Below are 13,612 nucleotides of genomic sequence, written 5' to 3'. Positions count from 1 at the left end.
TCCGGTGAATACGTTGGATGCACACTGAAGGGTTGATGATTTAAGACGAATTAATCCGATATACCGAATTCCGGATGAGATTAACCGCTGCTCTATTTAGAAAATCCAATTTTATTCAAATTTTATGCATTGGATTTACCTACAGTTTACCTGAAGTTCTTCGTGCCTGGGGCCACTCCGGCCGCGCTCCCGCCGGTCGGGAGACATAAAGACTTGTTTATATGTTGTTGCCTGCAGGCCTCGAGTTCGCTATAGCACCGGCTGAGACGACCGTTGGGGCCGCCAACGTTTGAGACGGCTGAGCGCGCCCTCCTGGGCTAAGCACGGGGTCAGGCCAGCAGCGCTTCGGCATTGCAGGCGCATCCATGAGGAAAGAACCCACATGAGCACGAAATTCACGGACTACATCGTCAAGGACTTGAGCCTTGCCGAATGGGGCCGCAAGGAAATCTCCATCGCCGAGACCGAAATGCCGGGCCTCATGGCCACGCGTGAGGAATACGGCGCGTCGAAGCCCCTGAAGGGCGCGCGCATCGCCGGCTCGTTGCATATGACGATCCAGACGGCGGTTTTGATCGAGACCCTCGCAGCTCTCGGCGCCGACATCCGCTGGGTGTCGTGCAACATCTACTCGACTCAGGACCACGCCGCCGCCGCGATCGCTGCCGCTGGCATCCCCGTGTTCGCCTGGAAGGGCGAGTCGCTGACCGACTATTGGGATTACACCCGCAAGCTCTTCGAATGGGGTGACGGCGGCGTTCCGAACATGATCCTCGACGACGGCGGCGACGCCACCATGTTCGTTCACCTCGGCCTGCGCGCAGAGAACGGCGACACCGCGTTCCTCGAAAGCCCCGGCTCAGAGGAGGAGACGGTTTTCTTCGCCCTCATCAAGAAGACGCTTGCCGAGAAGCCCAAGGGCTGGTTCGCAACCGTCGCCAAGTCCATCAAGGGCGTGTCGGAAGAAACGACGACAGGCGTGCATCGCCTCTATGAGATGCAGAAGGCAGGCAAGCTCCTCTTCCCGGCCATCAACGTCAACGACTCGGTCACGAAGTCGAAGTTCGACAACCTCTACGGCTGCCGCGAAAGCCTCGTCGACGGTATCCGCCGCGGCACGGACGTGATGATGGCCGGTAAGATCGCGATGGTTGCTGGTTTCGGCGACGTCGGCAAAGGCTCGGCCGCTTCGCTCCGCAACGCCGGCTGCCGCGTGCTTGTATCGGAAATCGACCCGATCTGCGCGCTCCAGGCGGCGATGGAAGGCTACGAAGTCGTGACGATGGAAGACGCGGCACCGCGCGCCGACATCTTCGTGACGGCGACCGGCAACAAGGACATCATCACGCTCGACCACATGCGGGCGATGAAGGACCGGGCGATCGTCTGCAACATCGGCCACTTCGATAACGAGATCCAGGTCGCCGGCCTCAAGAACTTCAAGTGGAACAACATCAAGCCGCAAGTCGACGAGATCGAGTTCTCGGATGGCAAGCGCATCATCCTTCTCTCGGAAGGCCGCTTGGTGAACCTTGGCAACGCCATGGGCCATCCCTCGTTCGTCATGTCGGCGTCGTTTACGAACCAGACGCTGGCCCAGATCGAGCTCTTCACCAACCAGGGCAAGTACAAGAACGAAGTCTATACGTTGCCCAAGCACCTCGACGAGAAGGTCGCGATGCTGCACTTGGCGAAGATCGGCGCGAAGCTTTCGAAGCTCCGGCCCGATCAGGCCGCCTACATCGGCGTCAAGCCGGAAGGCCCCTTCAAGCCGGAACATTACCGGTATTAATGGCCAAGCTTCGCTTGGATTGACCAGATGCGCGGCGCCAGGGGAACACTCTGGTGCCGTTTCATTTTGTGGCACCCCAGCACTGTGGCAACCGCGCCTCGGGCACCGCATACTCCGGTTGATTCGTGCCGCAAGGCCCGGAATCTATTGGCGTGCCCGCACACGGTGTGCAGTGCCGCTTTGCACCACAACGGAATTCAATGCGCACGACGCCTGCCCAGAACCGACGGTTGACCGCCCGGCTTCAGCTGGCACTTCTACTTCTTGCGGCTATGGCATCGGTCGCAGCGATGGTGGCCGTGTTCGTTGGTGGACATCAGATCGAGCCGACCAACCTCACCGAACGACAGATGGCAGTCGTCGGAGTCGTAGCAGCCGCCGTGTTCGTAGCCGGGCTGATCATCTGGAATATGGGCAGCGCCGCCCGCAAGGAAGCGGGCAAGGCGAAGGCAGAGAGCCAGCATCTCCGTCGCAATCTCGCAGCAGCTGACGCCATCATCCGTGCCGAGCCGCAGGTTCTCGTCTTCTGGGAGCAAGGCCAAGCCGTCCGCATCGCCTCGCACACGCTGACCGGAATCCCTGGCCTGCCGGACCAGCACGCCGAAATCCTGCGCTTCGGCCAATGGCTGCAGCCGGCCTCGGCCGACATGCTGAAAACATCGCTCGACGCCCTCTTCGCCAACGGCCGGGCTTTCAGCATCATCGTGAGAACGGGCGCGGGTGCCGCGCTCGAAGCAGAAGGCCGCGCCGCCGGCGGACGCGCCGTCCTTCGCTTCAAGGATGTATCGACCTACAAAGCCGAAATCGCGCGCATCGACGAACGGCACGCGATGCTTGCACGCGACATCCGCTCAAGCCGCGCGCTTCTCGACACGCTGCCGATGCCCGTCTGGCTGCGTGATCAATCGAACCGCCTCATCTGGGTCAACAAGGCCTACGTCAAAGCCGTCGATGCCGAAAGCGAGCTTGAGGTTCTGCAGGGCCAGATCGAATTGCTCGAAATGCGTCAGCGCAAGCACGTGCTGAAGACGATCGCCAGCGGCGAAAGCTATAAAGCGCGCGTGCACCTAATTGCAGGCGGCGAGCGCAAGCCGCACGACATCGTCGTCATACCCGTGGACGGCATGCTCGCCGGCGCCGCCATCGACGTGACCGACATCGAAACGGCGCAAGGCGAGCTCGATCGCCAGGTCGCCGCCTACGATCGCACGCTCGACCGTGTCGAAACCGCTGTTGCGCTCTTCAGCCGTGATCAGAAGCTGGTCTTCTACAATGCAGCGTTCGCGAAGCTCTGGTCGCTCGACCCTGCTTGGCTCGCAACACGGCCGACGGACGCGGCGATCCTCGACCGGCTGCGCGAGATCGGCCTTCTGCCGCCCGTCGTCAGCCATCGCGATTGGAAAGCGCAGGTTCTCGCCTGCTATACCTCCGGCACGCCGCTGGAAGACATCTGGAACCTGACCGACGGCCGCATCATCAACGTCATCGCCGAGCAGCGGCCCGACGGCGGCGTCACGTACCTCTTCGCCGACGAGACCGATCGCTTAGCGCTCGAAGCCCGTTACAACGCGCTCATCGACGTGCAGCGCGAAACACTCGACAGCCTCAAGGAAGGCGTCGCGGTGTTCGGCACGGACGGACGCCTCAAGCTATTCAACCGGGCGTTCTGCGGCATCTGGAAGATTCAGGCAGGCCGGCTCAAAGAGTTGCCTCACATCGGCGAAATCATCGCCGCGGTGCAAGACCTCTATCCGGATGCCGGTACTTGGATGCGCATCGGCCGCGCTGTCACGGCCTTCCAGGATGAGCGCGAGACGCTCTCGGGCCAAATGCTCCGCACTGACAATGTCGTCGTCGATTTCGCGCTAATGCCGCTGCCCGATGGCGCAACGCTGCTGACGTTTGCCGACGTCACCGATGCGAAGCTTGCTGAACGCGCCCTCGTCGAACGCAACGAAGCGCTCATCGCCGCCGACCGCCTGAAGACGAACTTCATCGGCCACATCTCCTACGAGCTGAGAACGCCGCTGCAAACCATCAACGGCTTCTCGGAAATGCTCGCCAATCCGATGTTCGGCCCGCTGAACGATAAGCAGAGAGAATACCTGGCCGACATCAGGTCGTCTTCGAACACGCTGCTCGCGATCATCGACGACATCCTGGATTTGACGACGATCGAAGCGGGCGGCCTCGAACTGAAGCTGTCGCCAGTCGGCGTCCGCGCTATCATCGACGCCGCGATCCTCGGCATTCGCGAGCGCGCAGTACGCGCGCGCCTGACGATCGACATCGCGATTGCCGACGACGTGTCAGAGATTCTGGTGGACGAAGCCCGCATGCGGCAGGTTCTCTATAACCTCCTGTCCAATGCCGTCGGCTTCTCCAAGACCAACGGAACGGTGTACCTCGCCTGCTGGCGCCAGGACGGAAACATCTATTTCCGGGTGGAAGATGCCGGCATCGGCATCCCGAAGGACCAGATCAGCCGTGTGTTCCAGCGTTTCGAAAGCCGCAGCCGCGGCTCGGAACACCGCGGCGCAGGCCTTGGCCTTTCAATTGCCAAAAGCCTCGTCGAACTACACGGCGGCAATATCGAAATCACCTCCGAAGAAGGCCGGGGGACACGCGTGGTCGTCCGCATCCCGGAACGGCCCGTGAGCCGGTCTTCCAACGGCGGCAGCAAGCACAGGCTGGCGGGCGGCGAGCGCGCAGCATAAAACCGAGCGCGATGACAAACCCGGCATCCTCATTCAAAGACCTGACAGAAGACGAGGTCGCGCGCTTAGCGCAGGAGGTCGCTTTCCTCCTCCAGCCCGGCGATACGTTGGCGCTGGAAGGCGATCTCGGCGCCGGCAAGTCGACCTTCGCGCGCGCCCTCATTCGCGCCATTGCGGGCAACCCGGATCTCGAAATCCCAAGCCCAACCTTCACGCTCGTGCAGGCCTATGAAACCCCGCGTTTCGAAATCGCGCATTTCGATCTTTACCGCCTGTCGGATGCGAGCGAGATCGATGAACTGGGCCTGGATGCCGCCTTAACGCGGGGCATCGCCATCATCGAATGGCCCTCGCGTGGCGAGGATCGCATTCCGCGCGACCGCTTCGCGATGCACTTTGAGGAAACGGCAGACCCTGACCGCAGAAACGTCAACGTCATCGCGGCAACGCCCGATCTGCAGGTCCGTCTCGAACGTTTCATCGCGATCCGTGATTTCCTCGCCCGTTCCGGCTGGGGCGATGCATCGACCGCGTTTAGTTACCTGCAGGGCGACGCCTCTCCACGCCGCTATGCCAGGCTGAAAAAGGCCAACGGCACGCGCGCGATCCTGATGGATTCCCCGCAGCGGCCCGACGGTCCGCCCATTCGCGACGGCAAATCCTACAGCGCCATTGCGCATCTCGCCGAAAGTGTGAAAGCCTTCGTCGCCATCGACAGCGCGCTGCTCGCCACCGGATTGTCCGTCCCGCGCATCTTGGCCCAAGACCTTGCCGCGGGCCTGCTGATCATCGAAGATTTTGGCGATAAAGTCTTCGGCGCTGAACTGGCGCGCGGACGCGATCAAGCCGAGCTTTGGAAACGCGGCGTCGAAGCGTTGGTCGCCGTGCAAAGCACAAAGCCGCCAACCAGCATCGCACTTTCCGACGGCACCGAATTCGGTCTTCCCGAAGCTGACGAGGGCGTTCTCGAAATCGAAACGCAGCTGCTGCTCGATTGGTACTGGCCCGCCCTCCACGGCAAACCACCGCCGCAGTCGGCGCGCGATGCCTTCGCTGCGCTCTGGAGAGGCACGTTCAAGCGGGTGCTGCGCCAGCCGAAGACATGGCTGCTCCGCGACTTCCATTCGCCCAATCTGATCGCACTCGATGACCGGGCGAGCCCGCGGGACGTCGGCATCATCGATTTCCAAGACGCCATGATCGGCCCCGCCGCCTACGACCTCGTATCGCTGCTGCAGGATGCGCGCGTGAACGTGCCCGAGAACCTGGAAACTAAACTGCTCGATCAATACGTTGCGGCCATCGCTGCCCGCGACCCGCAGTTCGATTTGCCCGAATTCCGCTTCAGCTACGCCGCACTCGGGGCGCAACGAAACACCAAGATCCTCGGCATCTTCGCAAGGCTGGCCATGCGCGATGGCAAGCGGCAATATCTCGCGCACGTGCCAAGGATCTGGGGGTATCTCGAACGGGATCTGCAGCATGAGGATCTCACCGCGCTCAAGGCATGGTATGACGAGAACCTACCTGGGAGCCTGCGCGCAGAAGCCCTGAAGATCTAACGCGATTTCGGAGAAGCTTCAAATGACGTCCGCCAAGCGCCCATCGAGCGCGTTCGTTCTGGCTGCCGGCAAGGGCGAACGCATGCGCCCGCTGACGAACACAATCCCCAAACCCCTCGTGCCCCTTGGCGGCAAGCCGTTGATCGACCATGTGCTCGACCGGCTGACAGCAGCGGGCATTAAGCGCGCCGTAGTCAACGTCCATTACCTCGCCGACAAAATCGAAAAGCATCTGGCACACCGGTCCGCGCCGCAAATCACCTTCTCCGACGAGCGCGACCAGTTGCTCGATACCGGGGGTGGCGCGCTCCGTGCGCTGCCCAAGCTCGGCGGCGGCCCTTTTCTCATTCACAACTCCGATTCCGTTTGGATCGAAGGATTGGGTTCCAACCTCGATCGCCTTCTCAACGGCTTCGATGAAAACCTGATGGACAGCTTGATGCTCGTTGCGCCTCTGGCTGCCAGCATCGGCTATGAAGGCCTGGGCGATTTCCATATGGATCCGACGGGCCACCTGACGCGGCAGACCGGACCGCGCCTCGCGCCGTTCGTATTCGCCGGCGTCTCCATCGCTCATCCGCGTCTCTTTGAGAACGCGCCTGAGGGTCCATTCTCGCTGAACAAACTCTGGGATCGCGCTATCGACAAGGGTCGCCTCTACGGCGTGCGTCTCGAGGGCGTCTGGATGCACGTCGGCACGCCCGAAGCGCTCACCCAAGCTGAAGCCGCACTCACCGAACCGTTATTGACGAGCTCCGACTGAACCCGGGAAACTGATGCAAGCCAACGTCTTCACGTTACCGCTCGGAGTGCCATTCCTCGAAGCACTCGCCCGGGCGATTCTGAATGGCGATCTTCCAACGGCTGGCCGGCCCCCGCCTGACATCCTGACGCTTCCAAAAATCACGCTTCTTCTGCCGACGCGCCGGGCCGCACGCGTCGCGCGCGAAGCCTTCCTCCGCGTGGCAAACACGCGTGCGCTGATCATGCCGCGCATCCAGCCGATCTCCGAAGGCGAAGGCGATCTCTCCCTCATTGAAAGCATCGCGGAACTCGGCCCCTCAGGCGCCGAAGCTCTGGAACAGCCACCCGCGATCGCGTCGCTCGACCGTACGCTGACGCTGATGCAGCTTGTCGGCAAATGGCGCCAGTCGATGGCCGAGAATGCTTCGCAAGCGGGCAAGACCAAACTCGGATCGACCCCGGCGCAGGCCGCTCAGCTCGCCGCCGAACTCGGCAAGCTCATGGACGACATCGAGCGCGAGAACGTCTCGCTCTCAGGCATCGAAAATCTCGTTCCGGAAACCTATTCCGAGCATTGGAAAGCGACGGTCGACTTCCTGAAGATCGTCACCGAGATGTGGCCGAACTATTTGGCCTTGAGCGGCCTCTCCTCTCCCGAAGCCCGCCGCAATGCGCTGATCCATGCCGAAGCCGAGCGCATCTCGCGGTTGAAGCCCGACGAGATCGTGATCGTCGCGGGCGTGACGGGCTCCATTCCGGCGACGGTGACGCTGATGCGCGCGGTCGCTGAGCACCCGTCAGGCGCCATCGTCCTTCCCGCACTAGACCACTCTCTGGACGATGAAAGCTGGAACCAGATCCCCGGTCACCCTGAGCATCCGCAGTTCGGGTTGCGTAAGCTGCTCGATGGTCTCGGCATCTCGCGCGATGACGTTGCGACATTGCCCGGCGCCCATGCCGATGCCGCGCGCACGGCTCGTGCAGCATTCTTTAGCGAGGCGATGCGCCCTTCAGCGACGACGGCGCGCTGGCACGAATTCGCAGCAAACGCCGACCGCGAAGAACTCGAGCAAGCGCTTGCCGGCGTCTCGCTGATCGAAGCGCCATCCGCGCAAGACGAAGCCGAAACCGTCGCCCTCATTCTGCGTGAAGCCATCGAAACGCCCGGACGCACCGCAGCGCTCGTCTCGCCGGACCGGTTGCTCGCGCGCCGCGTCGCCATCCGCCTCGAAGCCTGGGGCATCCGCGTTGACGACAGCGCCGGCCGTCCGTTTGCCAAAACCGTGCCCGGCGCGTTTCTCGCCCTCGTACTGAATGCGGTCGTCAGCGACTTCGCACCGGCCGAAACAATGGCGCTGCTGCGCCATCCGCTCTGCCGGGCCGGTTTCAAGTCGTTCGACATTCGCCGCTTTGCGCGCGCGCTCGAAATCACCGCCTTCCGCACGGCCTACCTTGGCCGCGGCCTCGAAGGCATCCTCGCCGCGCTCGATACGGCCGAACGCGACGATGGCGGCGACCGGAAGTTCCAGCACGTCGCCGCGCGCCGGCTTTGGGCGGAAGATCGCGACGGCGCCCGCCAGGTCGTGCTGAAGATCGCCGAAGCCTTCAAGCCGTTGACCGATCTCTACGCGGACAACAGCGAACACACGCTGGCGGACTTCGCCCGCGCCCATGCCGCCAGCGCCGAAGCGCTTGCCACGCTTCCCGACGAGGAAGCGACCGCACTGAATGGCCAGAACCCGCTCTGGCAAGGCGAAGCCGGAGAAGTCGCCAGCTGCTTCTTCACCGAACTGCTGAAACCCGATACGCCGGACGTCGCAATCCGCGCCTCCGATTACGCTGATCTCTACGCGACGCTGCTCGCCAAGGAAAACGTCCGTGAGCGCACGGCTGTCCATCCCCGCATTTCCATCTGGGGACCGTTCGAAGCGCGCCTGCAGCAGCCCGATGTGCTGATCATCGGCTCGCTCAACGAAGGCACGTGGCCCGAGGCCGCCGAGCCCGGCGCATGGCTTAACCGCCCAATGCGCGCGGAACTCGGACTGCCCTCCCCGGAAGAAGAAACCGGCCGCGCCGCGCATGACTTCGTGTCCCTTCTCGGCGCAGAAACCGTTTACCTCACGCGGGCCGAAAAGGTCGGCGGCGTACCGACCGTACCCTCGCGCTGGCTGATGCGCACGACGGCGTTGCTCAAAGGCATGAAGCTCGAAAGCGCGCTTGAAGCAGACAAGCCGTGGCTCGCTTGGGCGCGCGCGCGCGATTGGACAGACCCAGCAAATCAAGTGCGCATTGCGCCGCCCGAGCCGAGGCCGCCCGTCGAAATCCGCCCACGCAAGATGAGCGTGACCGAGATCGAGCGCTGGACCAGCAATCCCTACGCGATCTTCGCGCGCCACGTGTTGAAGCTCGATCAGCTTCCGGAGCTTGGCGCTGCGCCCGACGCGAGCCTTCGCGGCGGTCTCGTTCACGACGTCATGAAGCAGTTCGCCAAGGAGTTCCCCGGCGGCCTGCCGCCTGATCCGCTCCCCGAACTCGAACGCATTGCGATCACTGTGCTCGAAGTTTTCACCGGTCATCCGCGCGTCGCCGCTTTTTGGCTGCCGCGTCTGAAACGCTTCCTCGCCTGGTTCGCAATGACGGAAGAAGCCAGGCGTGACGGCGTGAAGGCGATCATTCCCGAAACATCGGGCAGGCTCGTGCTCGACGCGAACGGCCAGCCCTTTACGCTGACAGCCCGCGCCGATCGCATCGACGACAAGGGCGGCGCCATCGTCATTACCGATTACAAGACAGGCGCCGCGCCCAGCGACACCGCCGTCAAATCCGGACGCTCGCCGCAGCTGCCGCTTGAAGCCGCAATCGCGCTTGGCGAAGCCGGTTTCCCGAACCTCGGCGGCCGCACGGTCGAAGCGCTACGCTACATTCGCGCCTCAGGCGGCGAGCCGCCCGGTGAAGAGCGCACCGTCAAATGCGATGACGTCGCCGCACTCGCAGCCGAAGCGCGCACTGGTCTCGAGTTGCTGATCGCCGCGTTCGATCGTGTCGAGACGCCCTATCGCGCCATTCGCCGCCCCGGCTATCGCTACGATTTCGATGCCTACGCGCATTTGGCGCGCGTCGCCGAATGGTCGGCCCACGTCGATGAAGAGGCGGCGTCATGAACCTCGAAACAAAAAGGATCTCTCCGGAAGAGCTTCTGCGACTCACTGGCGAAGCGCAAAGCGCCGCCTCCGATCCGCAAAACTCCGCGTGGGTGAACGCCAACGCCGGCACCGGCAAGACGCACGTTCTGACACTGCGCGTATTGCGCCTGCTGCTCGCCGGGACGCGGCCCGAACGCATCCTCTGCCTGACCTTCACGAAGGCGGCAGCGGCCGAGATGTCGAAACGCGTTTTCGACCGGCTCGCCGGATGGGTGACAGCGAGCGACGACGAACTGCAAAAAGATCTGACGAAGATCCTAGGGCGACCGCCCACGGCCGATCTGATGCAGCGCGCGCGAACACTCTTCGCGCTCGCAATCGAGACTCCGGGTGGCCTCAAGGTGCAGACGATCCACGCTTTCTCTGAACGCCTCCTGCAGCGCTTTCCGCTCGAAGCAGGCGTGCCGCCCGATTTCAAGATCCTCGATGACCAAGCCGCGCGGGAGCTGAAAGCCGACGCCATCGAAGCCATCTTGACCGAGGCAACCGGCGCGCCGGACACTCAGCTCGGCAAAGCACTCGACTTCGTCATCCGCTACGCCGCGGATGCGCACTTCGATCAGCTGATTTCAAAAGCGGTCGAAGAGCGCAAATGGCTTGAGGCCTCTGCTCATGTCGAGCCGGGCCAAATCGAAGACGAGCTTGCGGCAATGGACGCCGCGCTCCGCAAGCAGCTGAGCGTGCGCGCCGCCATTGCCTCCGCCGACCTGCATAGCGAATGTGCGAACGTTCTCTCGAAAGAAGAACTGAAGGAACTCTGCGAACTCCTCGCCACGGGCACCAAGACCGACAACGGCCACCTGGAAGCCCTTTCCGCAACGCTGCAGAATGATAATCACCAGCACGTGACCGAACTGCTGGCGAAGTACTTCCTCGTCGAAAATGGCGAGAAGCTGCGCGCCAGTCTGATGACGAAAAACTTGACCAAAGCTCGGCCGGGCTTGCACTCCCGTTGCCAGGAAGCGCAGCAGAATTTCTTCAAGCTCGCGCAGGAAGCTCGAGCCCTGACGCTGATCGACGCGTCGCTCGCCCTCTATCAGATTGCCGGCGCCGTTCTGCGCCGCTACGCCGCCGCGCGCAATTCCGCCGGCGCCCTCGATTTCGATGACCTCATTCTGAAAACCCGCGCACTGCTGACGAGCGAAGAAGGCCAAGCGCAATGGGTGCTCTTCAAGCTCGACGGCGGCCTCGATCACATCCTCGTCGACGAAGCCCAGGACACGAGCCCCGAGCAGTGGGAGATCATCTCCGCACTCGCCCGCGAGTTCTTCGGCGATACCGGCGCCGGCACATTAACGCGCACCGTTTTCGCGGTCGGCGACGAGAAGCAGTCGATCTATTCGTTCCAAGGCGCGGCCCCAAAAATGTTCGCCGAGATGGGCCATCGCTTCGCGACGCTTGCGACCGAGGCAAACCTCGCCTGGAAAACCGTTCCGCTTACACTGTCCTTCCGCACCGTCGCGCCCGTTCTCAACGCCGTCGACCGCGCGTTCTCCGATCCGGTGCGCACGCCGGGATTGACCGCTGCCAACGGCCACATCTCGCACGCCGCCCACCGCACCGGACATGCAGGCCTCGTCGAAATCTGGCAGACCGAGGTTCCCGACGATACGACCCCGGCCAATCCGTGGACGCCGCTCTCCGACACGAGCGAGCAGTCGCCCGCGAACCGCCTCGCCGATCGCATCGCCGATACGATCAAGTCATGGATCGCGCCGGATAGCAGCGAACGTCTGCTGTCGGAAAACCGTCCGATCCGCGCTGGCGATATCCTGATCCTCGTCCGCAAGCGCAATCCGTTCGCCGTGCCGATGGTGGCCGCACTCAAACGGCGCGGCATTCCCGTGGCTGGCTCCGATCGCGTACGGCTCACCGAACAGATCGCCGTGCAGGACCTGATGGTGCTCGGCGATTTCCTGACGCTGCCCGAAGACGATCTCGCGCTCGCGACCGTCCTCAAAAGCCCGCTCTTCAATCTCACCGACGATGATCTGCTGACAATCGCGCACGGCCGCAAACGCACGCTGTGGTCGGCTCTGCTCGATAACGCCGACTCCCATCCTGCATTGAAAGACGCCGCCGAAACGCTGAAGCGCTGGCGCGCCAAAGCCGACTTCACGCCACCGTTCGAGTTCTACTCGGGCATTCTCGACCGCGACGGCGGCCGCGAGAAAATGCTGAACCGCCTCGGCCCGGAAGCCGCCGACGTCATCGACGAATTCCTCGACCTCGCGCTGTCCTACGATGAAAGTGATCCGCCATCGCTGACGCAGTTTCTGACCCAGCTTCGTGCCGCCAACCCGGAAGTGAAGCGCGACATGGAGCACGGGCGCAACGAAGTCCGCGTCATGACGGTGCACGGCGCCAAGGGCCTGGAAGCGCCGATCGTCTTTCTACCCGACACCTGCACCACCTCGTCCGGCGAAGACGCATCGTCCCGCCTCGTGAAGCTTGCAACAAAGGATGATGGCAAAGCGCCCGAGCTTGTCGTTTGGAGCGTCAAGGGCACATCCCGCGTTCCCGCGATTGAGACCGCGCGCGCCGAGCGCGAAGCCGCGGACCGCGAAGAGCGCAACCGCCTCCTCTACGTCGCGATGACCCGCGCGCGCGACCGGCTCTACATCGCCGGTTTCGAAACGAAGCGCGGGCGCGTTCAAGGCTGCTGGTACGACGTCGCACTCGAAGCCCTGCGTGACTCGATGCGCGAAATCGATCTCGGCGATTGCAAGAAGATCTGGCGCATGGAAGCGCCGCAGATTGCAACGCCGGTAGAACCCAAAAACAATCAGCGCACCGAGCAGAATGCTCAGACGCGTCCGGACTTCGCAACGCGCCGCGCGCCGGCCGAGCCCAAACTTTCGGTGCCCCTCGCGCCGTCGCGCCTCGAGCCGTACGCGCCCGATGCCGAGGGCGAACCTATCGTCCCCGTCAAACGCGACGCCGCAGCGACGAACGATAGTCCCTCGCCGCTCACCGTCGGCGGCGCCAATCGCTTCCTGCGCGGAACGATCACGCACGCGCTTCTCCAGCATTTGCCCTCGATCGCAAATGATAAGCGCGAGATGATCGCAACCGCATTCGTTGAAAGACGTGGCGCACCGTTGCCGTCAGCCGTCCGCGCCAGCATCGTCAAAGAAACGCTCGCGGTGCTGGCCGACGAGCGTTTCGCGCCGATCTTCGGATCAGACAGCGTCGCCGAAGCTCCGATCGCCGCCGTCATCCCGCGGCCGAACGGCAAAGGTCCCGCGCTCGACCTCTCCGGGCAAATCGATCGCCTGGCGCTGACCGGCAGCGAAGTACTGATCGTCGATTACAAAACCAACCGTCCGCCGCCCGCCGAAGTGCGCCATGTTGCAGACGCCTATCTCTACCAGCTTGCGGCATATCGGCTGGCGCTGGCGGAAATCTATCCGGGCCGCCCCGTGCGGGCCGCACTCCTCTGGACGGATGGCCCCCGACTCATGGAGATTCCAAAGGACGTTCTCGATCTCTACACAGCACGCCTTTGGGACCTGGAACTAGGGAGCCTTGACGCTTCCTGACCTAATCCCTACTTGATGGATCAGCTTTTCTTTGCGTGCCTGAAGGGCCCGC

At 63.0% G+C, this 13,612-nt stretch carries 6 protein-coding genes; all 6 read left to right on the top strand.

Going from position 1 to position 13,612, the window contains the following annotated elements:
- Nucleotides 1-382: 382 nt before the first annotated feature.
- A complete protein-coding gene (gene ahcY, locus VFG26_RS04610) occupies nt 383-1,792 on the top strand; it encodes an adenosylhomocysteinase (RefSeq protein WP_325022712.1) in 1,410 nt (469 codons plus the stop codon).
- A gap of 230 nt (nt 1,793-2,022) precedes the next feature.
- Nucleotides 2,023-4,509 (top strand): PAS domain-containing sensor histidine kinase, encoded by a 2,487-nt coding sequence (locus VFG26_RS04605; RefSeq protein ID WP_325022710.1) that lies wholly within the window; start codon nt 2,023-2,025, stop codon nt 4,507-4,509.
- A gap of 11 nt (nt 4,510-4,520) precedes the next feature.
- Nucleotides 4,521-6,071: a tRNA (adenosine(37)-N6)-threonylcarbamoyltransferase complex ATPase subunit type 1 TsaE gene (gene tsaE / locus VFG26_RS04600; protein ID WP_325022708.1), complete on the top strand. Its 1,551-nt coding sequence runs from the start codon at nt 4,521-4,523 to the stop codon at nt 6,069-6,071.
- A gap of 22 nt (nt 6,072-6,093) precedes the next feature.
- On the top strand, nt 6,094-6,834 hold the full coding sequence (locus VFG26_RS04595) for a nucleotidyltransferase family protein (RefSeq protein WP_325022706.1): 741 nt from the start codon (nt 6,094-6,096) through the stop codon (nt 6,832-6,834).
- Between the two features lie 13 nt (nt 6,835-6,847).
- Nucleotides 6,848-9,976: a double-strand break repair protein AddB gene (gene addB / locus VFG26_RS04590; protein WP_325022704.1), complete on the top strand. Its 3,129-nt coding sequence runs from the start codon at nt 6,848-6,850 to the stop codon at nt 9,974-9,976.
- Nucleotides 9,973-13,560, top strand: coding sequence for a double-strand break repair helicase AddA (gene addA, locus VFG26_RS04585; RefSeq protein ID WP_325022702.1), 3,588 nt, complete (start codon nt 9,973-9,975; stop codon nt 13,558-13,560). Before addB ends, addA begins: the two co-directional genes overlap by 4 nt.
- The last annotated feature ends 52 nt before the right edge of the window (nt 13,561-13,612 follow it).

The organism is Hyphomicrobium sp. (assembly GCF_035687085.1).
GTDB lineage: Bacteria > Pseudomonadota > Alphaproteobacteria > Rhizobiales > Hyphomicrobiaceae > Hyphomicrobium_B.
Note: the sequence above shows the minus strand (reverse complement) of the source record. Positions and strands in the feature narration are given on the sequence as shown.

Excerpts from the sequence above, each read along its gene's own strand:
- addB (WP_325022704.1), top strand. The coding sequence starts at position 6,848 with ATGCAAGCCAACGTCTTCACGTTACCGCTCGGAGTGCCATTCCTCGAA.
- ahcY (WP_325022712.1), top strand. The coding sequence starts at position 383 with ATGAGCACGAAATTCACGGACTACATCGTCAAGGACTTGAGCCTTGCC.
- tsaE (WP_325022708.1), top strand. The coding sequence starts at position 4,521 with ATGACAAACCCGGCATCCTCATTCAAAGACCTGACAGAAGACGAGGTC.
- VFG26_RS04595 (WP_325022706.1), top strand. The coding sequence starts at position 6,094 with ATGACGTCCGCCAAGCGCCCATCGAGCGCGTTCGTTCTGGCTGCCGGC.
- addA (WP_325022702.1), top strand. The coding sequence starts at position 9,973 with ATGAACCTCGAAACAAAAAGGATCTCTCCGGAAGAGCTTCTGCGACTC.